The following is a 22918-nucleotide window of genomic DNA, read 5'->3' as shown; positions in this document are numbered from 1 at the left end:
GCGTTGATTTATGCAACCGTTGAAAATTCAACGGGTTGCTATTGCCCAATAAAACATCATAGTTTCAGTCAATATTTTGAAGCTTGTTTTTATACTACAAAAGTCATTTTAGTCAATGGTTTATTTTTAATAATTGCCGACAAATAAAAAAGAGGGGGTTATAAGCCCCCTCTCTCCACAATTAAACCAAATACTATGTGGTCTATGCAGCAGGCTTATCGATCGTTTTCAGTATTTCCCATCCCTTCAGCAGGTCCAATGCGCGAAGCAATTGGGAATCAGCCTTGACCTGCTCATCCGCTTTATAAGCCGGTGTTTTTACAGGTTTTTTCTCGTCCACTTTTTCCTTGCCTTCCACCTCGAAATGGTTCTCCAGGTCTTTTTCCCTGATGTGCATCCCTTCCTTCTTCTCTGTTGCTGCAAGTTCAACCCGTTCGGCAACGATATCGGGAGTAATTCCCTTGGCCTGGATCGAACGTCCACTGGGTGTAAAGTAGCGAGCCGTGGTCAATCTGAGGCCGGAATTATCTGAAAGAGGAATTATGGTCTGAACAGACCCTTTACCGAAACTCTGGGTCCCCATAACTACAGCCCGCTTATGATCCTGCAGGGCGCCGGCAACAATCTCGGAGGCACTGGCGCTGCCGCTGTTGATGAGGACCACCATCGGATAATGCTGCTCCTTGCCCCCTTTGCGGGAAGTAAACTTCATCTTCGAATCTTTTTCACGACCTTCCGTATAAACAATAAGCTTGCCTTCATCGATAAAGTGCTCGGTAACCCGGACCGCTTGATCCAGGAGTCCGCCCGGATCATTGCGCAAGTCAAGAACAAGGCCGCGCAGGTTGCCGCCATTTTCATCACGTAGAGTCTTCAAGGCTTTATCGAGGTCATCGTCGGTCTTTTCCTGAAACTGGGCAATTCTTACATATCCATATCCGTCGTCGAGTGTTTTGAACTTGACACTCTTCACCTGGATGATATCCCGCTCCAAAGTGTACTCCTTCGGCTTATCCAGCCCTTCGCGGAAAATGGAGATGGTGACCTTGGATCCCTTTGGGCCTCTCATGCGCTTGACTGCATCGGTAATGGTCAGGTCTTTTGTGAATTTGTCGTCGATCTTGAGTATCTGATCGCCGGCCTTGATGCCTGCCTTGAATGCCGGGGTGTCTTCTATTGGCGAGATTACCGTCAATATGCCGTCCTTGATCGTTATCTCGATACCTAACCCGCCAAACGACCCCTTCGTATCTATCTTCATCTCTTTATACGTTTCAGGCGGCATAAAAGAACTATGCGGATCAAGGGAAGACAACATGCCGTTGATCGCTCCGTAAATCAGTTTTTTCGTATCCACCTCTTCCACATAACTCTTCTTGACAATAGAGAGAACATCGGTAAACAACTCAATCGATTCATAGTCGTTACCCCCTTGGGCTGCGCATCTACGCTGGACACCCATGCCAATGAAGATCACCAATGCAGAAACCACTGTAATGAATATGGTTATCTTCCTGCCCTTACCGCTTCTAAACATCATTCCTCCCTCAAAAGCTCGTTATTTATCGTTTTAAAATTTCCGAATATTTTCTGGTTATATATTAACTATCTGAACCAGGGAGATGGATCTACCGGCTTCCCCTGGTATCTTATTTCAAAGTAAAGCATCGGGCCTTTGCTGGAATCGGTATCACCGACGCTGGCCACCACATCATTTTTTGCAACGGTTGCGCCGACTTTTTTAAACAAATTTGCAGCGTGAGCATAAAGGCTAAAAAAACCGCCTCCGTGATCAACAATAACCATATTGCCATATCCCTTGAAATAATCGGCAAATATGACCTGTCCCTCATAAATGGCATGTATCTGTGTTCCGACTGAAGCTTCTATGGATATCCCATTATTCACCGTATACGAGTTAAATTCGGGATGCTTGTGCCGGCCGAACTGGCCGACGATGTTTCCTTTAACCGGCAGATTCAGCCGCCCCTTCTGTGCGCCCAGACCTTTATCGGGGACATTTGGAAGCAGGTGTTCCGATCCGACCACCGTTTTATTTTTATTTTTTGAATTATACCCTTTTCTACTCCTTGCTTCAAGCCTTTCCACCATAGCCTGAAGCCTGTTTGCATTCGCCTGCAGCTCCTTTATGGAGGACATGTACGTTTTTTTGTCTTCTCTGACCTTAAGGAGATAGCCGGCCTTTTTATTTTTTTCCTGCTCAATCTCATGCTTTTTAACCTCTATACTGCTTTTGATCTTTTCCTTGCGGGCCACGTCACGTTCGAGAGTTGTCTTGAGGACTCGCAAGTTTTCCATTTTCGCATTATAATCTGCAAAGAGCTTTTTGTCATTTTCAAGCACAGACCTCATATAACGAAGATTTTCCGTCATCTGTGGAAATGATTCAGAGGAAAAGAACATGCGCAGACTGCCTGCCTCTCCAGCCTTATAAAGCGAAGTTAATCGCCTGTTTATCTGTTGTTTCTTTCGTTCAGCCTCTGCCTTGGCAAGATCGATATCCCTTTGCGTACGGTTCAGACTGATTTCCACACCTTTCATATCACGACCAAGGGAATTGAGACTCGCTTCCTTTTCCCGCAAGTTTTTCTGAATTTGGTCCAACTCGCCGGATACTTTACTTTCAACCTTCTTCGTCTTTTTGAGCAGAAGTTTCTTTTCTGTTATCTCCCTCTTAATGCCCAGCAAATCATCTTTGACATCGGCAAAGCAGGGTACGGATAGAAACAGCAGAAAACAGACATATAGAGCTGCATTGGATCTGGGTCTGGGCATAATCAGATGGTGATAAAACGTTTTAAAGATGTAAGACTGCCCAGGAAACCCACGCCTATTCCTCCTAAGAACAGGGCCACCAGATAAGAAACCGGCAGAAAAGAGAGGCCGGTCGCAGCAAGATTAAAAGACAGGAAATTTCCGGCGTTATGGAGAAACCCGAAATAACAGGCCGTAAGTATGAGCAGCGCCAGAAGTGCTCCGACAGCCCCCTGAAATATTCCTTCTATTAAAAAAGGAGCCTTTATGAAAAATCGGGTCGCGCCAACGAGTCCCAAAACCTCAAGCTCATCCTTGCGTGCATAGATGGTCAGCTTTATGGTATTGGATACGATAAACAGCCCCGCCAGAATCAGAAAACCGCCAAGCAGTGCACCCACAAGACGCATGAAGTTCATGAAGGTATTGAACCGCTTGACCCATTCCTCGCCATACTGGACCTCGGATATGCCGGGTACTAATTTCAAACGTGCGACATAGGCATCTACCATTTCACTACTGCGGTTTTCTTTCTTGAGGCTGATCTCCATTGATGAAGGCAAAACTTCGGGCGCTACCCCCTCTAGAAGCGTTTCCTGACCCTTCAAACGGGCACGAAAACGTTTCATAGCCTCGTCTTTCGAGACATACACGACCTTATCGGTGCCGCTCAGCGACTGGACTTTTCCCTTCAGCGCCACAACTTCCTGCTGCGCCAGCTCTCGATCGAAAAATGCAGTAACTTGAACTTTTTCACTCCACGATTCAGCCATACCTTCCAGGTTCACATAAACCAGTAAGAAAAGCGCAATAATGAGTAGGGCAAGGGAAATAGTGCCGATTGTCAGCAAACTCACGAAAATATTCTGGCGCAAATTAAGAAAAGCCCTGGAAACAAAATATGCCGTCCGGCCGGTAAATCCTTCGCTCGCAAGCTTTTGCCTTTTGACGGGCTTATTTCGAGACATCGGAATCCTCCACAATACATCCCTTTTCAAGCACCACGACTCTCCGATGCGAGTTTTCTATCAGTCGACGATCATGGGTTGCAACAACCACGGTAGTACCCCTGATGTTTGCCTCTTTAAAAATGGAAAGGATCTGTTCCTTATTCTCATCATCAAGATTGCCGGTCGGCTCATCTGCCAGAAGTATTTTGGGATCATTGACCAGCGCTCGCGCCAGCGCCACCCGTTGCTGTTCCCCGCCGGAAAGTCTCAATGGCGTGGAATTGATCTTATGCTCCAGACCCATCTGCTTCAAGATGTGGTAAACCTTTTTGCCGATATCCTTTTTCCCCCAACCAAGTACCTCCAGGGTTATGGCCACGTTTTCCATGACAGTCCGATGAGGAAGTAGCTTGAAGTCCTGAAAAACCACCCCCACATTCCGACGCAGGTAGGGAATTTGCGAACGGGTAAGTCTGGTGACATTTTGTCCTTCAATCAAGACCTGGCCGCGGGTCGGCAATAGTGCCGCATAGAGGAGCTTCAGGAGGGTGGATTTCCCGGCGCCGGATTGGCCGGTTAAAAAAATAAAATCCCCTTTGGGGACCTTTAGATTAATGCCGTTCAGCGCCGAAATATCGCTCTGATAGGCCATGGAAACGTTATGAAGTTGTATCATCAATCAAGCCTCTTTCTCATTTTCGGGCATCTACAGTGCTTTTCCTATGCCCCAGCAAATCATAACTCATTTTGTGTTCAATATCACCATTCATTATATGGGGTTCCGGTAGTACCTATCACGTCCGAACCGCTATGCACATCGTAGACCGATCCCTTGACTTCCTGTCCTTCACCGGCCGGGGGAGGAGTGACAACGACCCACGTATCTTTCAAATTGGTAAAGGGGTCTTTGGGGATGTCACGCAGGTACTTCTTGTCCACCATATCTTGAAGAGAATCAGGATATTTCCCCTGATCGGCATAAAACTGATCGATGGTTGTGCGCAAATTGTAAAGATCTTCCCTGAGCACCGCTTCCTTTGCCTTGATAATGCCCCATCTGTAATTGGGAACTGATATCGCGGCAAGAATACCGATAATGGTCATGACGATCAACAACTCGATCAGGGTAAAACCCTTATTCCTTTTTTTCAGCAGCTGCTTTAGCTTTTTCTGCATCGATTCTCTCGTTTATTGCACGCAGCAATAGGTAGCGCGTCCGCGAATTAATCACCAATCCGTATATTTCGAACCGTCAATGGCCGTTTCTTCACTCAGGGAATACACATCATAGACATCCTCTCCCCCCCAATTCGTACTGTCCGGCTTGTCGACGTAGGAACGAAGCCCCCACGGCTTATCGTCACCGGGCTTGAGAGGGTTGAAAGGGTCTGCCGGGATTCTGCGGAGAAACTTTATTTTATAATTGGTAAGCCCGCCAAAATCATAGCCTTCCACCAGTTGCTCCAAGGTTTCAGGATAACCCGACTTGTTTAAGGACGGAATCAGTTTTCTATCCTCAACGGCCCTATCATAATATTTCTTATACTCATCAATGGCAGTACGGATCGTTCTCAGATTTCTCCGTAACTCAAGTTCCTTGCTTCTTTTTGCCGTCATCTGCGCAGACGGTAAGACCAGCGCAGCCAGAAACGAAAGTATGACCAGGGTGACGATCAGCTCTACAAGACTGACACCACTATTGTTTTTAGACAAATTTTTCATCTGCAAGCCGTCATTCGGATGCCTACTTAATATCCACTACTGCATTATACGGAATTGCCTCCAGCGGTTTTCCGCCGGGCGCGGTGAAATTTACATCGAGAAAACCGATACTGGCCGGCCCTTGATTCTTGGCCTTGAATGTTGCAGTAAGCAGGGTGCCGCTCCCGCTTATCCCGCCGACGTCCCCCACTCTGTTGAGGGTAACGGCAATTTGACCGGTATTTTTATCGATGGTGGGCCGGAAAAGGGTTGCTTTCCCATCCTGCTTCATAAATCCCCCCTCGGCCAAGCCGACAAAATCCAGAAACAAAGGATCATAAACCAGCGTCAAGGGTGCGTTTAATAGATTATTTGCATCGGCTACTTTTATCCCAACGCTAAACTGCTCATTCACCTTGACTGAAGCGGGGGCAACGACATTCAAGGTTATTCGTGGGGCAGGAGCTTTCTCCGGCTCAACCTTTGCCCCCGTGGCCGGCGGAACTGCCGGTGCTTTTTGAACTTCGGCAGCAGGCTGCTTTTGAGGCTCCCCTGCCGGGAGCGGCGAAATCGGCGGCGCAGGTAATATTTCAGGTTCCTGAATAAAGGAGGAATATGGTTTTGATGTGGATGGTTCATCTTCCTTACCGGACCAGAAAGCAGCAACATCCCCTTCAGGAATGGTTATCGAACGTACTATCCGCGGAGTTATCGCCAACACCAGTTCAGACTTATTATTTGTGTCATCATTTTGGGACAACAACGGTCCAATGAGAGGAATATCCCCCAAGAGCACGATTTTTTGCTTGTTCTTGCTTTTTAAATCCTGCATAAGGCCACCGATAATGCTGGTCTCACCATCCTTGAGACTTAAAACTGTATCGAGGTTGCGGGTGCCGATGGTCACAACCGTTGTCAACGAATCCGTCGACCCCACCTTCTCCTTGCTGAGGATTGAACTAACCTCAAGGCTTAGCTTGATTGAAACCTCATTATTAAGCTGAATGGTCGGTTCGGCGTTCAACTTCACCCCTACATCCACATACTGGACATTGACACTGACTCCGCCGCCGGTCGGAGATGAGGTGGTTGTGATGGGGACCCTTTGACCGACATTAAACTTGGCCTTTTCTCTGTTTTTGACCCTGATTTTCGGATTTGCCAATGTTTCGCTGTTTGACAGGGTCTTGCCAAAATTGAACGTGGCATTCGGTACCGTAAGAAACCCGTTAAAGCCACGCCATCTAAAGTAATTCAGGAGATTCGAAGTTGGAGTGTTAGTTGTATTTGTTGGAGTTGTAGAAACAGGTGGCACAAGTACATCCGAGAGAAACGTTGAGGAGCCTTCCGCTGCTGCAGCTGTGGAAACAGCGTATCTGCTCAATGCAAGACCAAAGCTCTCTGCGTTGTTCTTGGAGATCTCTATCACTTCAACCTCCAATACCACTTCTGCATCGGGAAGATCATTAGCTTCCAGTATCTTCTGGGCAACCTCGATGACATCCGGTGTATCGCGTATTACAAGGGCATTCATCTCTTCATTCACGTAGATCTTTCTTACCTGCAGCATGGTGCGGATAAGGTTTACCGCCTTTTTTGCCTCAAGTTTATTGAGATAAAAAGTCTGTACGAACAACTCCTCGTACTGTTTGGTTTTTTCGGGGTTTTTAGTATAAATAATGATGGTGTTCTCGTTCAGCACCTTTTTTCCGAGCTTGTTGATGCCGCATATGATCTCCAGCGCCTGCTGGAACGTGGCATTCTCCAGATAAATAGACACATTCTGGTCTTTTACGCCCTCGTCGAAAACAAAGTTGATGCCGGAAAGTTGAGAAATGATATTAAAAACTTCCTTAATTTTTGCATCCTTGAACTTAAGTGTGATCGGTTTGTTTGATTTGAGATTTAGTTCATAACCGTCGAGTTTCGGCCGTTTACTCTTTATAAGCCTCTCGACTGCATCTTTGGCAGCACTGTTGTTTTGGTCGAATTCAAGCGCCTTCTGATAGGCACGGACAGCTTCCTTGAGCTTACGGTTTTTTTCAAACTCCTCGCCTTCCTTAAAATAGACTTCAGCGTTTCTGAGCTTTATAACCTGATCGCTTTCCTGCTTTGCACGCGCCAATGAAGAATCTAGTGCAAATGCCGTCTGATATTCCCGTAAAGCATCGTCATATTTTTTAGCAGCAGCAAAATCGTCCCCTTTTTGAAGATGTTTTTGAGCTGCGGCAGCACTTGATTGCAGGTACTTAGCCCGATATTCACCTACACCAGGATTTGCCGCTACAACTTCTGCATATTTCATCACTGCTTCATCCAGACGCCCATCACGTTCGAGCTTTTCTGCTTTGCTGAATGCAGAGCGACCGCCTGCACAACCCGATAAAATTGCCAGGCAAAAAAGCACTGTTGACATCTGTTTTATATAACGCATGGTTGTCACTCCTTAGTCGGCAGTCGTCTTTTAATGTCGCGGGGCAACTAACGCCCTGTTCTCTACCAGCGGAATAATAATCTCACCCCCATCTATCAACGGATGAATGGTTAATGCCTCTTCGGTAAGATTGGATACCTCATACTTACCCGCGATGGTATCTCCCTTTTTCACGAGATAAATTTCTTTATCACTGGAGAGAAAAATTGTTTTCTTATTATCCTTCTTCAAAAAACCGAGGAACGTGAACCTAGCCATATCACGCTGGATTGGCGTTGCCTCAACAATTTGTTGCGGCAGTGGCGGTGGAAGTGACGGCGATGGCGGAGGGGGTGGCACCGGCAAAGTCGGTCTGACAGAAGGGGATGATGTCGCTAAAGGAAGTTTCATCTCTTCATGAAAGATTGGTTTGAATATATTACGTCGGAAACCGGAAAAATGTGGGAACTCCTTGTCAAGAAGTTCAAGATGAAGTTTTTTATCGTCGGCTCGGACTGCACCGGTGGCATTGGAAGTTGGCCTGCTGCTGACAGCAGCAACTCCAGGAGTATATTTGAGGCTCTTTGCCCGCTTCGGTCTTGGTTGGCGAGCAAAACTATAGATTATTGCCAATACCAGGAGCACCAGCAGGATAGCGAGGATCATCTTTTGGCGGTTCATGCCCCCTCCACCCGTAAATACGTAGTAAGCTGAAGCTTGAGCTCTATAGCCTCCTGTGTCGTACTGCTGTTATTCAGGGATAGGTTATCGATCGTAACAATCTGTCGTGAGCGGGCAATATCTGAGATAAAACTTTTTACCGCCGCGTAATTTCCAGAAACTGAAAATGCGATGGAGTAAGCAAGAAGTCCCTCATCTTTAATAAGATTAGGCTTGTAGGTTACGCTTTTAACTGAAAGATTGTTATTGGCAGCCGTCTCGAACAAATCCCCCAGAAAACGGGCAAAATCCTTTTTAGGTGGAATTCTGGACGACCAGGTCTTCAGATCTCGTGTTCCCTGCTCATATACCGTAGCTGGATCCACAACGGCCATAGAATTAATTTTTTGCCGTTTTTCAAACCAGTTATTCTGCAATGATTCGAGGCGTGGTTCCTGGTAGATAGTAAGATATAGATAAGAACAGACATTTATCAAAAGCAATACGACCACGAATATAGCGGGTTTTCGCCACGCCCTGATCGTCTCCAGAATAAATTTATATTTCATCATTTATAATCAACCTTACAGGAGATGGTAAAGGATATTCCCTTTTGGCTCTGTCCAACCTTGATTTCCGCCTGATTCTCAAGGAATACGGTGGTGAAAAAGTTCGATGACTCCAGATTTTCAACGAATTGTCGCACATTATTGAAATTCGTTGCAGCACCGGAGAGTTTCAGAATCTGTTTTTTGGGGTCGGGTTCAATTGCAGAAATGGCCACCCCTTCGGGCACGACTGCTTCAAGATTGTCAAGCAACACAAGCCAGTTGACGGATTTTTTTTCAATAATCGAATTGGCAAAACCTATTTTTAACAAGAGCGTGCTGTATTCTTTTTCAGGTACACCCTTACTCGCTGCCTTGAATTTTGTATCCAATGCCGTTGTATCTGTTGTCAAACGCTTCATTTCACCACTGTTGTAAGCGATATCCTTGACATTAAAAAACATCCAGAGCAATAAAAGCGCAATCGATACCGCAATAGCCAGATTTAGTTGCCGGGTGTTGATATAACTTCTGGTTGCCAGATTTATTTTCAGTTGCATCAGAGATTCCTTACGGCTGCGCCCAACGCTGCTGTCAGAGAATGAAGCGTTACTCTGTCAACAGTCAAGCCGCTTTTGGCAGAAACAACCCGATTGACATCCAGGAGTATCGGTTCCAGACCGGTTGCCTCACCGACAATAGCACGAAATGCTTCGGCATCATCACCGGTGGCGACACAAAAAACTTCATTGATAGTATGACTTGGATGCATATCCTGATAAACAAGCAGCGAGCTGTTGATTTCTCGGTATGCGCGGTTTATCTCAAGGGTACCGCCGGGGATTTCTTTGGATCGATAGAATGATAGTACGCCGGCATAAAAAACAAGTATGGTAACCATGCCACCGTAAAAAGTCATGAAAGCGGCGTTTTCAGATATTGAAAGCCGACCCGAGAAAAGCCGGTACAGATTAAAGGTTGTGAAATCTATGCAATTGGGTTCGAGTCCGGCTTCCACGAACAAGTCTTCGTATTGATTAACCACCTGCCTTGCAATAATTGACACGAGAAGAGATATCTCGCCGGAATCTTTTTCTTCCAACAACTGATAATCCAGGTGCGCATCACTGATATTAAACGGAAAGCTCTTTTTCAGCTTCCAGCGAATAATGTCTGCACCCTCATCCCTGCTCTTGAAGCGAGTTTCCAGATCCAAAAGGATCACCCGACCCGTTGTGTCAGGCAAAGAAACGGAAACGTGTTTGGTCTTTGTCAACAACCGTAGATAAGTCTCTCGAATAATATTGACAAATACCGATGGGTTAAGAACATTTTGCTCTCTAAGGGCAAATTTAATCGTATCGGCAGGCAAAGACGAGGCAGTATAGGCGTCCAGACGTAAAGCATTTTGTCGCCCTTCAACAAGGGCCATCTTAACGCCTTCGCTGCATATTTCAACACCTAAGGCTTTTTTAGGAAATAGCATTAAACACCTTTTGGTAATTCTGCTTGGAAGATGCGCAGAGCTCAGCTTTATAAGCTATGTTTAAAGGGAAATTATACCCTAAAGGATGTGCGCTTCGAAGCAAAGAAACTGGAATTCCGAATACGCATTGTTTATTCAACAAAGGTGACACGATTAATCTCGCGCAATGTCGTTTCACCGGCTAATACCTTTTCTACGGCTGATTCACGTAAAAACACCGTACCTGCTTCCTTGGCCGCCTTTTTCAATTGTATTGCAGATGCTTTAGCTATGATCAACTCACGAATTTCATCGTTCAGATCCAATAATTCAACAATAGCAGATCTACCGCGATATCCCGTGCCATTACAGTCGTCGCACCCCTTGGCATCATAAAATGTTACGCCGCGGCATCGTTCGGGACTGATTCCTGATTCCAGCAGCTTCTCATCGGAAATCGTCACTGGAACCTTGCATTTTGGACAGATCTTTCGTACGAGTCGCTGGGCCATAACACAATTCAAACAGGCGACAAAATTGTACGGGTCGATTCCCATATGGGTAAAACGACCGATAACGTCAAAAACATTATTCGCATGGACAGTTGTAAATACAAGGTGCCCGGTTAGGGCGGATTGCACGGCTATCTGTGCAGTTTCCGGGTCCCTTATTTCTCCGACCATGATCTTATCAGGGTCGTGTCGCAATATGGAACGAAGTCCGCGAGCAAAGGTCAACCCCTTCTTTTCGTTAACCGGGATCTGAACAATACCGCGCAGAACGTATTCAACAGGATCTTCGATAGTGATTATCTTTTCTTCACCACTATGAATTTCAGTTAGTGCCCCATAAAGCGTGGTGGTTTTCCCTGAGCCGGTGGGACCCGTGACAAGCACCATGCCGTAAGGCTCTTTGATCATTTTACGAAAGCGCTTGATTTCCCGAGGGTCCATACCAAGGGTTTCAAGCGTTAATCCTTTAAGATCAGTGGCAATACTTTCCTTGTCGAGAATACGTATAACGGCATCCTCGCCGAACGCGCTGGGCATAATAGAAACACGAAAATCGATGGATTTCCCATTAATTCTGACTTTGAACCTTCCGTCCTGGGGAATGCGCCGTTCAGAAATATCCAGTTCACTCATGACTTTAAGCCGGGAGATAATCGGACCTTGAAAATGAAGATCTATCGGATCTGTAGCTTTGTATAATACTCCGTCGATCCGGTATTTGATAATAACTCCATCCTGTGTGGTTTCAATATGAATATCGCTCGTTCGCCGGTTGAGAGCATCCAGAATAGTGGAGTTCACAAGCTTTATTATCGGGCTGGTGTCGGCGGAAATCTTTTCTACAGACAAGACCTCCTCGCCCTTCTCGGTCTCAGTAACCAACTGGAGCATGAAATCCTCAGAAACTTCTTTGAGGACTCGACTAGTACCTTCTCCTTTTTTTAGCAGAATGGCTATTTCGGATTCAGCCGCAATTTTAAAAATAATCGGCCTGTCAAGCAGTAGTTCCATTTCATCCAGCTTGAGAACATCGGTCGGATCGGAAATGGCGACTACCAGGGCTTCCCCCCGGACTTCCAAAGGGATGAAGTGATAACGGTGCATGGCATCAGGAGGAAGGGTGTTAAGGATAGCCTCCTCCATTTTAAATCCACGAAGATCGACATATTCAAGCCCAAATTGCTCTGCAAGTGCCATGGACAAAGCTTCTTCAGTGATTAGTCCATCATTGACACATATCACACCAAACCGCTCATCTGTTGTTTTCAGCTTATCGATAACGAATGCGAGCTGTTCCGGTGTAATGACATTTTTGCCTAGCAGAATGTCACCAAGTTTTTTTCTTTTAAATGATTGATTCATTCTTTCCATTTATCCGACAGTTCCTGCGATTTTGAATATAGGAAGATACATAGTTACAATAATAACACCGATTACAACACCCATAATTATCATAATTGCCGGCTCTATTGAAGTGGTTAATACGTTCAGATGACGTTCGATTTCCTCTTCGAAATAATCCGAGATATCACCCAGCATTTCTTCCAAAGAACCTGTGGTTTCTCCAACACCTAGCATACGAAGCGCAAGCGGCGGCATAATTTTAGCACCTTCCAATGCAGTTGACAATTGAACGCCCTCTTCCACTCTTACGACCGCTTCCAGCAGCTTACGTTCCAAAACCATATTATTGAGAGTTCCGACGGACATCTTCAACGATTCTATAATCGGTATGCCACTCCCCAATACCGTTGCCAACGTTCGCATAAAACTTGACACGGCGTACTTAATGAGAAGCTGACCAATAAAAGGTACCTTTATCAGCAAAGCGTCAACCCTATATCTCCCGCGTTCAGTCTCAGCCCAACGTCTAAAAATAAAAATTGCCAAAATAAAAAGACCTACACCGGCCCAAAAGAATTTTTTGAGAATACCCGTAAAGGCAATCAGCATCTGAGTTGGCACAGGCAAGCTTGAACCGGAATCGGCGTATACCTGGCTGAATGTGGGAACCACGTAGACCAACAACAGCGTAACGGCGACAAAAGCAACAGTAATAACTATGGCAGGGTAAACCAAGGCAGACAACACTTTTTTTCGGAAACCCTCGGCTTTCTTGAGAAAAGCAATGTATCTTCTTATGGTTTGCGGTAAATCGCCGGTTCTTTCGCCGGCTTGAATAGATGCGATATAGAGATGCGGAAAAACCTTGGGATGTTTTTCAAAAGCAACAGATAACGCTGCTCCACCCTTAACATCTTCGCGTATCTCACTTAATATCTCTCCGAGCTTTCCTTTTTCAACCCTCTCTAAAATTGTATCTAAAGCCTGTATTATGGGTAGTCCAGCTTTAATAAGCACCAACAGTTCCTGATTGAACGTAAGAAGATCCTTATTGTCTACCTTACGACGAGTAATGCCGCTTTCCAAAAGAAACTGCAGGGGTTTTTTCTTTATTTCAAATACAAAATAACCTTGTTCTTCAAGACTTTGCTTGAGAATTTCCGTATTGACGGCCTCAATTTCCTTTTCAAGAATTCTGCCGTCTGATGAGCCTATTTTGCACTTATAAATTGCCATAGAGATATAAATTTAACATAAAATAATTGAATTTAAAACAAGTAAAAACCATAGGTTGAGAAACCTATGGTTTTAGTTTGTAATCCCATTTATTAACGACATTTCAACAACAATTTACAAAACGTCATATAGTACAAGTAAATTTAGTATTTCTTTGGATCGTGATCTACACCATGACAGGTTAGATAACACTCCCCACGAAACGTAGACACTCCTTTTTCCACAAATTTCAGCACCCCCCTGGAGTTCGGAAAGACAACATCCTTATTAAACCTGATCAGATATTTATTTTCCGTACTGCCATGAGAACTGTGGCATGTATAGCAGGATGTGCCACTCACGGAAACATTAATACCAGTTCGACCACTAATATGAAGCGAATGATATTTAAAGCTTTCGTCACTCAGGATACTGGTTCGACTATGGCAACGATAGCACAAGGCATAATTAAATGAATTTTCCGGTTGATTATCTTTAATCGAGAAATTATCCACAAGTATGTATTCATAATTAGACCCATGAGGGCCTTGGGGAGCAGATGAATTATCACTTCCGTGGCAGTCGCTGCAGGATATTATTGAAACATCGCCAGGACTAAGTTTCTTTTCTTTATAAGGCTTTGTCAGACTGACAACGGCAGCATTTTTCCCCTCGGCCTCGACAGGATGAAAAGAAGGGTTATTTTTTGAAAATTCAACCCGTTTGTTGGTGGAACGACCAGGCAGATTTGCGCTATCACCATGACATTTATAACAAAGCTCATATTCGCTGGAAATTGCAACCGGTAAGTTCCCCATCCTTTTATCTTTGATTCCGGCAAATTTGTTAGCGGCGGAGACGTTGTGGGGATTGTGACAATCAACACACACGGCATGACGCAAAGCTCTTACATCAATTTCCGGCAATACCTCATTCACCTTGTGCTTTCCTGCCCCATCAAAAGTCGGGTGATGATATAATTTCCTGAATTCAGTCTCAATGTTTTTAAGGTTAATGCCTTGGGGAGCAAACCCTTTAGGCATAAATTTATACTCCTGCTTCAATTTTGACGGATCGCCATGACAAATAAGACAGACATTCGGTCCGCCACCCGTTTTAAAATTAACCCCGTAATGGCATGTTGCACAACCTTTGGGAACGTTATGAACATCAAGGTGAGATGGTTGATTGGATTCCACAGCCAATATGGGCGTTGTAATAAACATCATCAAAAAAGCTATAAGAATGCTATGCAATGACATTAAGTATTATCCTTTAAAATGTGGGGTAAACAACATTATGGCATGTCTTGCAAACTGCATCATGCGATGAGTTGTTAATATCCCCAGTGTCCTCCCAAACCCAAAAGGGGAGAGCCGTATCACGTGTCTGATGGGGATCATGACATGTGGTGCATTGCATTCGCCCCTCTTTGTCAAGTTTTACTCTACTGCCAGGTGGCGGAAGTTTGTAATCACCTATGACAGCCAAAGCCGATTGCACAGTGCCGGCATAGTTAAACGAAACAGGGTGATGAGAATTAGTCATCTTAACACGGTCAAAAACATTTGCTCCCCCCATGGCGGTATTGGTACTGCCATTGATGGCAATATCGCTCCCACCACCATTAACTACGGCGCCAAGGGCCATGACCCCGTCGTGGCAGCTTAAACAGAGACGGGAAGAACCGTTTGGTTCATTATAACCGCTCGCGGCTTTCAGTTCTTCGTTAATGTGAAGACCACTAGAAGAGTAATGGCCAAAGGACTGTGTTGTATCTCTCCTGTTCCAAAGAGAGCGTGTTGATACAGCATTATGCGGTGTATGACAAAAAATACAAATCTGTCGCCCGCGCGGATCGTTAGGGTCGCTTGCTTTATAGGTTACGCTTGAATTGCCATAGGATAAATTATGCTTATTCCCGATTTCCGTAATCTTCGGACCATACAAGGCAAAACTTGCAGATGGCAACAAGGAAAAGACGGACAAGGTTATAATAATTAGTAGTGTAAATGTTTTCTTCACAGTTTCCCACCTTCTTTCAGGTATTGGAATACCTGAATTCTCCGATTATAGGTGTCGGTAACAAATATACGATCATGCTTGTCAATATATATGCCGCTCGGCAGATAAAATTCGCCAGCACCTCCACCGTTCTTGCCTATGAGTTGCAGAAGATTTCCTTTTTGATTGAATATCTGAAAATTGTCAAGGGTTGCATCAACCACATATATTTGTTGATCGCTGTCTACCGCAATGCCTTTAGGTCTCGCGAAAGAACCGGGTGAATCGCCAATTTGACCGATAGTCCTTTGCAGATCCCCTTCACGGTTGTACACCTTAATGGTAAAATTCATCGAATCGGTGACATAAACATTATCTGCACGGTCGATAGCAACATTAGACGGATAATTAAGCTCTTCGCCCTTCTTCATTTTGGGAAAGTCACGTATAAATCGATCATCCTCACCAAAAATATACAATTTATGTGCCAGCACATCCACAATAAATTTTTCATTTCGGCTATTCACCGCTATACCGGCAGGCCTTTTAAATCCTGCTTCATATTTTAATTCCCTAAGAAACTGTCCCTTCTTATTATATTTGTAGACTTTAGCATTCACAGAATCAGCAACATAAAGATTTTTTTCACCATCAACAGCCACTCCAACGGGGCTGGACATTTCTTCATCTCCTGCTTGAACAATATAACCAACCTCTCTGTTGATTAAATCGTACCTATGAACAAGACCGACACCTGTATCTGCTATATATAGAACAGATTCTCCATCTCCGGTGATGCCATAGGGCGCATCAAAATCAACCTTAAGTCTACTTTCACCTGTTACCATCTCGAATAAATGCTGCACCTTTCCAGGAGCGGTAATAATATTATCTGGACCATTTATCGTGCGGAGGAATCTTATCCGGGGGGAGTTTGGAGGGAGTGGCCATGCAAGATCAATCTTAGTATCTCGCAGTACGAGTGGTTCAACAGTGGTACAGCCGAAAATGGTAAAAAACACTAATACAAGAAACAGTCTGGAGTACAAAATGGTCCTCCCACTCAAGCGTTGAACATTCCTGCCAACCAGATTATATAGAAGATAACGACGGAACCGCCCCATCCTGCTGCAGACTTACCATGAAAAACACCTTTAACTGGAAAAGACTTAAAAATGAACCCTATTGTTGACAGTATCCATCCATAGAAACCGGCAAGACATACAAGTGCCCACGCTTCGGATATCATTTTATCCCCTATGAAAAAACTTATGAAAAAGTGAACCAAGCTTCAACTTCCAAACCATAAATACCGCTTCTCGTACAATTTTCTTCGACATTTTTGATGAACCGGCATGCCTGTCTATAAATATGATGGGAATCTCACCAACACGAAAGCCGTTCTCAACGCAGCGGTAATTCATCTCGATCTGAAATGAATATCCATCAGAACGGATCTTACTCATGTCTATGGATTCTAAAACCTTTCGACTAAAACACTTAAACCCGCTTGTGCAGTCAGAGATTTTAAGACCGGTAATGATCCGCGTATATACGCTGGCAAAATAACTGAGCATAAGGCGACGTAATGGCCAATTAACAACACTTACACCATTTAAATAGCGGGAACCTATTAATAAGTCATACTCTGACATTTTTTCAAAAAAGCGGGGAAGAATTTCAGGATCGTGGGAAAAATCCGCATCCATCTCAACGATATAATCAGCCCCCTGCTCAAGGGCAACCCGAAACCCGTCTCGATAGGCAGAACCCAGACCAAGCTTTCCCTGACGATGGAGAACATGAATTCGATCATTGACAGCGGCCATCCCGTCTGCCAATTCACCAGTACCATCGGGGGAATTATCGTCAACAATCAAAATATGTATAGAGCTATCTTTTGCCAGTACTTCTGTGGTAAGCCTCTCAATATTATCTCGCTCGTTGTAGGTCGGGATTACAACTACTGCCTTCAAAATAGCCCCCTTAATCAACAACGTCTCTCTGACTTACAATAAAAACAAAGAACAATGCCATAATGAGCAGACGCACTTCTCGTTATCATCTAATTTCCCCCAAAACATCAAATCTGGTAATTAAAAAAAGATTCAACGAGAACAATAAAAAATTATTGTGTAGAAAATACAATTTAATTTATGTTTCAGAATAAACGATTTTAGACTTCTAAGTCAAGTGAAAGGACTGATGAGAATCCGACAGAAAGGGCATGCAGGCATGCAAAGTGCTGGGGTTGAAATAGAAAAAGCCATGTATAATACATGGCTTTCTATTTTTAGTGGCGGGGTCGACGGGGCTCGAACCCGCGGCCTCCGGCGTGACAGGCCGGCGTTATAACCAACTTAACTACGACCCCGTATTAAACGTACAATTTGCATTAAACATTAAAAAGATAAATCGGGAGACAATTTTCTCCCGATTTATTAATGGTGGGCGAAACAGGGATCGAACCTGTGACATCCAGCTTGTAAGGCTGGCGCTCTCCCAGCTGAGCTATTCGCCCGAAATGATGGCGGGGTCGACGGGGCTCGAACCCGCGGCCTCCGGCGTGACAGGCCGGCGTTATAACCATCTTAACTACGACCCCTTGCAAGCTATTCAGTATACGTTACAATTAAACTGAATTTATTTAGGCGTTTACCAAGGTTTTCAAGGTATTACCTGCTTTAAATTTAGGATTTACAGAAGCAGGAATATCGATTTTTTTACCAGTTTGTGGATTCTGACCTTTTCTAGCAGCCCTCTTGGCAGTACTGAATGTCCCGAATCCTACAAGTGTAAGTTTATCACCTTTTGTCAAACAATCAGTAATTGCCTCAAGAAAAGCTTTAACAGATTTTTCTGCATCAACTTTTGTTATACCGGCAATTTCTGCAACAGCGTTTACCAGATCAGTTTTAGTCATGATTTACCTCCAAACTTCCTTCTCAATAATTCATCACAAAGCAGACACACCTTATACCAGAATATCATAATTTGTGTCAAGCTGTTTTTTCCATAAATATCTTTTTAATGTGCTATTACAGCTTCTGCACCATCCGGTATGTCTGTACATTCCCCGACAAAACCTCTATTCGCTGTAAGTCGGGCTTTATCCAAAAGTGCATAGGCAATTACTTCATCCATATGGCTCACCGGCCTAATATCAATTCCCGATGTTAGATCCTTAGGTATTTCGACAAGATCTTTTTCGTTATCCTTCGGAATTAAAATGATTTTGATCTGAGCTCGTCTGGCTGCCAGGATTTTCTCCTTTAAACCACCTATGGGTAGCACCCGACCAAGCAAAGTTATTTCGCCTGTCATAGCAATGTTTCGGCGAACCGCTTTACAGGTAAGAGCAGAAGTAATTGCAGTCGCCATGGTAATTCCAGCTGAAGGACCGTCTTTGGGGATCGCTCCTTCAGGCACGTGGATGTGGATATCCATATTCTGATAAAAATCACGATCCAGGCCTAAGATTTGGGCTCGCGATCGAACATAAGTCATAGCTGCCTGGGCAGATTCCTGCATAACCTCACCAAGTTTTCCGGTTATGGTCAGCTTACCTTTTCCGGGAAGTACCGCTACCTCTATGTTCAGCAACTCCCCCCCGACTTCGGTCCAGGCAAGACCGGTAACAACACCCACGATATCTTTTTCTTCAGCGACTCCATATTTAAAGCGAGGAACACCAAGATACTCACCAACATGCTTCAGTTGGACGGCGAGTTTTTTCCTGACTCCCTTAACAATCATATGAGCAATCTTACGACAGATGTGTGCAATCTCCCTTTCCAGATTACGCACCCCTGCTTCGCGGGTATAACGGCGGATAACCTCCAGAATTGCCCTGTCTGCAATCAAGACGTTTTTTCCCTCAAGACCATTCGCAGCCAGTTGTTTCGGCACGAGATACTCTTTCGCAATTGCAAGTTTCTCCATTTCCATGTAACCATCAAGCTTAATCACTTCCAGCCGATCAAGAAGCGGTTTGGGGATATTATGAAGTGAATTGGCAGTAGTTATGAACATAACCTTGGAAAGATCATAGTCTACATCAAGGAAATGATCATTGAACTCATGATTCTGTTCGGGATCAAGAACCTCAAGTAGGGCTGAAGCCGGATCGCCTCGGAAGTCAGCACTCATCTTATCAATTTCGTCCAGAAGAAAAACCGGGTTGCTGCTTCCCGCCTTTTTCATGTTCTGAATAATTTTTCCTGGCAAGGCGCCAACATAAGTACGGCGATGTCCCCTAACCTCCGCTTCATCCCGAACCCCACCAAGAGACATCTTGACGAAATTGCGTCCGGTAGCCTTGGCAATGGAGCGAACCAGCGAGGTTTTACCAACCCCGGGAGGTCCCACCAGGCAGAGTATCGGGCCGTTGATTTTATTCACGAGTGAAGTTACGGAAAGATATTCGAGGATTCTCTCTTTAACCTTGTCAAGTCCGTAGTGGTCGGCATTCAGAACGGCTTCAGCTGTTACAATGTCGTTATTATCCGCAGTAGAGTTATCCCAAGGCAAAGAAACCAACCAGTCAATATAGTTTCTTATCACAGCTGCTTCAGCAGACATTGGAGACATCAGCTTCAACTTCTTAAGTTCAACAAATGCCTTATCCTTGGCTTCTTTTGATGATATTCGCTTCTCAATCTTCTCTTCCAGTTCACGAAGTTCCTGCTTAAAATCATCCTTATTGCCAAGTTCCTTCTGGATGGCGCGCATCTGTTCGTTCAAATAATAATCTTTCTGCGCTTTCTCCATCTGTTTTTTTACACGAGAGTGAATCTTATTTTCAATCTGTAAAATTTCAATTTCTGATTCCATTAAAACAAGAAGTTTCTCCAACCGCTTTGCGGGGGAAGTGATTGAAAGTACTTCCTGCTTATCGGACACTTTTATATTCAGATGCGCAGCTATACTGTCGGCAAGCCTCGACGGCTCTGCAATATTGGTAACCGCATTGCTTATTTCGCCAGGGATCGAATTTGTCAGCTTAACATATCTTTCAAAGGTTGAGTATATCCCACGGATTAGTGCTTCCAATTTCGCGTTCTTCGGACTAGACTCACTAACCTCCTCGACCTCAACCTGGAAATAACCGGCATCAGGAAGAAAAGAAACTATGGAGCCACGCCGTTTACCTTCAACCAAAACCTTAACAGTACCATCGGGAAGCTTCAACAGTTGGATTATTTGACAGATTGTTCCTAACCGATAGATATCTTCTTCGCGGGGGTTTTCACTCTTAGCATTTTTTTGAGTGGCCAGAAGTATATATTTGTTATTACCATTCATGGCTGCTTCAAGCGCCAAGATGGACTTTTCGCGACCGACAAAGAGCGGAACCACCATATGGGGGAAAATCACTATATCTCTTAATGGAAAGAGAGGGAACCTTGTCGGATTCCCTCTCTTGTTTCGACCGGCATTTGCTTTTTCTGGCATGAACATATCCTATACGTCAGGCGGATTCCGCCACGCTTTCATAGACTATAATCGGTTTTTCTTTGTTATAAATCACATCTTCGCTGATTACAACCTCCTTCACCATGACCTGCGAAGGGATTTCATACATAATATCGAGCATGGCGTTCTCCAGAATCGAGCGCAGCCCTCTTGCACCGGTTCTCCTCTTCAAAGCTTCTTTGGCGATCGCCACCAGAGAACCGTCGGTGAACTTGAGTTTTACATGTTCCATCTCAAATAGTTTCTGATACTGCTTGACAAGAGCGTTCTTCGGCTCTTTCAGGATCTGAACCATTGCTTCTTCATCCAGTTCTGTAAGTGAGGCAAGAACCGGGAGACGGCCGACAAACTCAGGGATAAAACCAAACTTGAGAAGATCTTCCGGTGTTACACCGATAAGCAGTTCACCCGCTTTTTTTTCAATCTTTTTCTTAACATCGGCACCGAAACCAAGTGTTTTTACCCCGATGCGCTGTTGGATAATATTCTCCAAACCGGCAAAGGCACCGCCGCAGACAAATAAAATGTTTGTCGTATCTACCTTCAGGAACTCCTGCTGGGGATGCTTTCGTCCGCCTTTTGGTGGAACGCTCGCCACTGTTCCTTCGATGATTTTCAAGAGAGCCTGCTGTACTCCTTCACCGGATACGTCTCTGGTAATGGATGGAGAATCAGACTTGCGAGCAATCTTGTCTATCTCGTCGATATAAATAATCCCTTTTTGTGCCCTTTCTACATCATAATCTGCAGCCTGAAGCAGATTAAGAATGATGTTTTCCACATCCTCACCCACATAACCGGCCTCTGTCAGATTCGTCGCATCGGCCATGGCAAATGGCACCTTAAGTATCCTCGCCAGTGTCTGTGCCAAGAGGGTCTTGCCGGAACCGGTCGGACCGAGAAGCAAAATGTTGCTCTTTTGCATCTCCACTTCACCCGGCTTGGCCATTGCTTCGATACGTTTGTAATGGTTATAAACCGCAACGGCCAAAACCTTCTTGGCCTGATTCTGGCCAATTACGTATTCGTCAAGTACCTCTTTAATTTCCTGTGGTTTTGGAAGTTTCTTAACATCAGGCCCCATTGCCTCTTCAAGCTTGGACTCCTCGGCAATAATGTCGTTACAAAGCTCAATACATTCGTCGCAAATGTAAACTGTAGGTCCTGCAATCAGCTTTTTGACCTCTTCCTGGCTCTTTCCGCAAAAGGAACAGATCAAATTGTCTGACCGGTCATCTCTTCTACTCACCGGGAACCTCCCGTAATTGTGTTTCTGGAAATTATTGAATCTATAATACCATAGTTCTTTGCATCTTCACCAGACATAAAATAATCTCGTTCCGTATCGGCTTCAAGCTTTTCAACAGGCTGGCCGGTATGCTCAGCCATCAGCTCATTGAGTTTTTTCTTCATGCGGAGGATTTCCTGGGCGTGGATATGAATATCTGTCGCCTGTCCCTGGAAACCGCCAAGGGGTTGATGTATCATGATCCGCGAATTGGTAAGGCTGAAACGTTTTCCTTTTTCTCCACCCGACAACAAAAAAGCACCCATGGAAGCAGCCTGACCGACACAGATTGTTGAAACAGGGGCCTTAATATACCTCATCGTGTCATAGATAGCCATACCGGCAGTCACCACCCCGCCCGGTGAATTAATGTACAGGTGGATATCTTTATCCGGGTCCTCTGCCTCCAGAAACAGAAGCTGAGCTATAACCAGGTTAGAAATGGCATCATCTATGGCACCGCCGAGAAAGACGATCCTGTCTTTAAGGAGCCTCGAATAAATATCATAAGACCGCTCCCCCCTACCGGTTTGCTCTACAACAATTGGTACAAGCATAACAACTCCTA

At 44.7% G+C, this 22918-nt stretch carries 21 protein-coding genes and 3 tRNA genes; all 24 read right to left on the bottom strand.

Features of this window, described 5'->3' with window-relative positions; translation table 11 throughout:
• Nucleotides 1-202: 202 nt before the first annotated feature.
• Complete coding sequence (locus GURA_RS09810; protein ID WP_011938828.1) at nt 203-1537, bottom strand: S41 family peptidase; 1335 nt, start codon at nt 1535-1537, stop codon at nt 203-205.
• Between the two features lie 68 nt (nt 1538-1605).
• The gene (locus tag GURA_RS09805; protein WP_011938827.1) at nt 1606-2796 is read right to left on the bottom strand and encodes a murein hydrolase activator EnvC family protein; all 1191 of its coding nucleotides are present in this window, start codon (nt 2794-2796) and stop codon (nt 1606-1608) included.
• A 2-nt stretch (nt 2797-2798) separates the two neighbouring features.
• Nucleotides 2799-3743, bottom strand: coding sequence for a permease-like cell division protein FtsX (ftsX, locus tag GURA_RS09800; RefSeq protein ID WP_011938826.1), 945 nt, complete (start codon nt 3741-3743; stop codon nt 2799-2801).
• On the bottom strand, nt 3730-4401 hold the full coding sequence (ftsE, locus tag GURA_RS09795) for a cell division ATP-binding protein FtsE (RefSeq protein WP_011938825.1): 672 nt from the start codon (nt 4399-4401) through the stop codon (nt 3730-3732). The genes ftsX and ftsE overlap by 14 nt, the downstream gene beginning before the upstream one ends.
• Before the next feature lie 83 nt (nt 4402-4484).
• Nucleotides 4485-4901 carry a type II secretion system protein gene (locus tag GURA_RS09790; protein WP_011938824.1) on the bottom strand — a complete coding sequence of 139 codons (417 nt, stop codon included), beginning with the start codon at nt 4899-4901 and terminating at the stop codon, nt 4485-4487.
• Nucleotides 4902-4952: 51 nt separating this feature from the next.
• Nucleotides 4953-5447 carry a type II secretion system protein gene (locus GURA_RS09785; RefSeq protein ID WP_011938823.1) on the bottom strand — a complete coding sequence of 165 codons (495 nt, stop codon included), beginning with the start codon at nt 5445-5447 and terminating at the stop codon, nt 4953-4955.
• Between the two features lie 22 nt (nt 5448-5469).
• Nucleotides 5470-7860, bottom strand: coding sequence for a cohesin domain-containing protein (locus GURA_RS09780; RefSeq protein ID WP_011938822.1), 2391 nt, complete (start codon nt 7858-7860; stop codon nt 5470-5472).
• Between the two features lie 30 nt (nt 7861-7890).
• The gene (locus GURA_RS09775) at nt 7891-8520 is read right to left on the bottom strand and encodes a hypothetical protein (protein ID WP_011938821.1); all 630 of its coding nucleotides are present in this window, start codon (nt 8518-8520) and stop codon (nt 7891-7893) included.
• Nucleotides 8517-9071 carry a type IV pilus inner membrane component PilO gene (locus tag GURA_RS09770; protein ID WP_011938820.1) on the bottom strand — a complete coding sequence of 185 codons (555 nt, stop codon included), beginning with the start codon at nt 9069-9071 and terminating at the stop codon, nt 8517-8519. Before GURA_RS09770 ends, GURA_RS09775 begins: the two co-directional genes overlap by 4 nt.
• Entirely contained in the window at nt 9068-9607 is a 540-nt protein-coding gene (locus tag GURA_RS09765; RefSeq protein WP_011938819.1) for a PilN domain-containing protein, read from the bottom strand. Before GURA_RS09765 ends, GURA_RS09770 begins: the two co-directional genes overlap by 4 nt.
• Nucleotides 9607-10533 (bottom strand): type IV pilus biogenesis protein PilM, encoded by a 927-nt coding sequence (gene pilM, locus GURA_RS09760; protein ID WP_011938818.1) that lies wholly within the window; start codon nt 10531-10533, stop codon nt 9607-9609. Before pilM ends, GURA_RS09765 begins: the two co-directional genes overlap by 1 nt.
• Nucleotides 10534-10664: 131 nt before the next feature.
• A complete protein-coding gene (locus GURA_RS09755) occupies nt 10665-12386 on the bottom strand; it encodes a GspE/PulE family protein (RefSeq protein WP_041245880.1) in 1722 nt (573 codons plus the stop codon).
• A gap of 9 nt (nt 12387-12395) precedes the next feature.
• The gene (locus tag GURA_RS09750; RefSeq protein ID WP_011938816.1) at nt 12396-13604 is read right to left on the bottom strand and encodes a type II secretion system F family protein; all 1209 of its coding nucleotides are present in this window, start codon (nt 13602-13604) and stop codon (nt 12396-12398) included.
• Nucleotides 13605-13747: 143 nt separating this feature from the next.
• A complete protein-coding gene (locus GURA_RS23395) occupies nt 13748-14845 on the bottom strand; it encodes a multiheme c-type cytochrome (RefSeq protein ID WP_011938815.1) in 1098 nt (365 codons plus the stop codon).
• A 13-nt stretch (nt 14846-14858) separates the two neighbouring features.
• Nucleotides 14859-15608 (bottom strand): cytochrome c3 family protein, encoded by a 750-nt coding sequence (locus GURA_RS23390; RefSeq protein WP_011938814.1) that lies wholly within the window; start codon nt 15606-15608, stop codon nt 14859-14861.
• Entirely contained in the window at nt 15605-16636 is a 1032-nt protein-coding gene (locus GURA_RS09740) for a 6-bladed beta-propeller (protein WP_011938813.1), read from the bottom strand. Before GURA_RS09740 ends, GURA_RS23390 begins: the two co-directional genes overlap by 4 nt.
• A 201-nt stretch (nt 16637-16837) precedes the next feature.
• Nucleotides 16838-17563, bottom strand: coding sequence for a polyprenol monophosphomannose synthase (locus tag GURA_RS09730; RefSeq protein WP_011938812.1), 726 nt, complete (start codon nt 17561-17563; stop codon nt 16838-16840).
• 321 nt (nt 17564-17884) lie between these two features.
• Nucleotides 17885-17961, bottom strand: a tRNA-Asp gene (locus GURA_RS09725).
• A 71-nt stretch (nt 17962-18032) separates the two neighbouring features.
• Nucleotides 18033-18108 (bottom strand) — tRNA-Val (locus GURA_RS09720).
• A 7-nt stretch (nt 18109-18115) separates the two neighbouring features.
• Nucleotides 18116-18192: transfer RNA gene (locus GURA_RS09715), tRNA-Asp, on the bottom strand.
• 42 nt (nt 18193-18234) lie between these two features.
• Nucleotides 18235-18510, bottom strand: coding sequence for an HU family DNA-binding protein (locus GURA_RS09710; protein WP_011938811.1), 276 nt, complete (start codon nt 18508-18510; stop codon nt 18235-18237).
• Nucleotides 18511-18614: 104 nt separating this feature from the next.
• Nucleotides 18615-21041, bottom strand: a complete 2427-nt coding sequence (gene lon, locus GURA_RS09705; protein ID WP_011938810.1) for an endopeptidase La — start codon at nt 21039-21041, stop codon at nt 18615-18617.
• A gap of 16 nt (nt 21042-21057) precedes the next feature.
• Complete coding sequence (gene clpX / locus GURA_RS09700) at nt 21058-22311, bottom strand: ATP-dependent Clp protease ATP-binding subunit ClpX (RefSeq protein ID WP_011938809.1); 1254 nt, start codon at nt 22309-22311, stop codon at nt 21058-21060.
• Nucleotides 22308-22907 (bottom strand): ATP-dependent Clp endopeptidase proteolytic subunit ClpP, encoded by a 600-nt coding sequence (gene clpP / locus GURA_RS09695; RefSeq protein ID WP_011938808.1) that lies wholly within the window; start codon nt 22905-22907, stop codon nt 22308-22310. The genes clpX and clpP overlap by 4 nt, the downstream gene beginning before the upstream one ends.
• Between the last annotated feature and the right edge of the window lie 11 nt (nt 22908-22918).

The sequence above is a fragment of the Geotalea uraniireducens Rf4 genome, assembly GCF_000016745.1.
Classification (GTDB): domain Bacteria; phylum Desulfobacterota; class Desulfuromonadia; order Geobacterales; family Geobacteraceae; genus Geotalea; species Geotalea uraniireducens.
Note: the sequence above shows the minus strand (reverse complement) of the source record. Positions and strands in the feature narration are given on the sequence as shown.

Coding starts and splice junctions, on each gene's coding strand:
- GURA_RS09750 (WP_011938816.1), bottom strand. CDS start 13,604: ATGGCAATTTATAAGTGCAAAATAGGCTCATCAGACGGCAGAATTCTT.
- GURA_RS09775 (WP_011938821.1), bottom strand. CDS start 8,520: ATGAACCGCCAAAAGATGATCCTCGCTATCCTGCTGGTGCTCCTGGTA.
- ftsE (WP_011938825.1), bottom strand. CDS start 4,401: ATGATACAACTTCATAACGTTTCCATGGCCTATCAGAGCGATATTTCG.
- pilM (WP_011938818.1), bottom strand. CDS start 10,533: ATGCTATTTCCTAAAAAAGCCTTAGGTGTTGAAATATGCAGCGAAGGC.
- GURA_RS09790 (WP_011938824.1), bottom strand. CDS start 4,901: ATGCAGAAAAAGCTAAAGCAGCTGCTGAAAAAAAGGAATAAGGGTTTT.
- clpP (WP_011938808.1), bottom strand. CDS start 22,907: ATGCTTGTACCAATTGTTGTAGAGCAAACCGGTAGGGGGGAGCGGTCT.
- GURA_RS23395 (WP_011938815.1), bottom strand. CDS start 14,845: ATGTCATTGCATAGCATTCTTATAGCTTTTTTGATGATGTTTATTACA.
- lon (WP_011938810.1), bottom strand. CDS start 21,041: ATGCCAGAAAAAGCAAATGCCGGTCGAAACAAGAGAGGGAATCCGACA.
- GURA_RS09710 (WP_011938811.1), bottom strand. CDS start 18,510: ATGACTAAAACTGATCTGGTAAACGCTGTTGCAGAAATTGCCGGTATA.
- ftsX (WP_011938826.1), bottom strand. CDS start 3,743: ATGTCTCGAAATAAGCCCGTCAAAAGGCAAAAGCTTGCGAGCGAAGGA.
- GURA_RS09785 (WP_011938823.1), bottom strand. CDS start 5,447: ATGAAAAATTTGTCTAAAAACAATAGTGGTGTCAGTCTTGTAGAGCTG.
- GURA_RS09780 (WP_011938822.1), bottom strand. CDS start 7,860: ATGCGTTATATAAAACAGATGTCAACAGTGCTTTTTTGCCTGGCAATT.
- GURA_RS09755 (WP_041245880.1), bottom strand. CDS start 12,386: ATGAATCAATCATTTAAAAGAAAAAAACTTGGTGACATTCTGCTAGGC.
- GURA_RS09810 (WP_011938828.1), bottom strand. CDS start 1,537: ATGTTTAGAAGCGGTAAGGGCAGGAAGATAACCATATTCATTACAGTG.
- GURA_RS09805 (WP_011938827.1), bottom strand. CDS start 2,796: ATGCCCAGACCCAGATCCAATGCAGCTCTATATGTCTGTTTTCTGCTG.
- GURA_RS09770 (WP_011938820.1), bottom strand. CDS start 9,071: ATGATGAAATATAAATTTATTCTGGAGACGATCAGGGCGTGGCGAAAA.
- GURA_RS09765 (WP_011938819.1), bottom strand. CDS start 9,607: ATGCAACTGAAAATAAATCTGGCAACCAGAAGTTATATCAACACCCGG.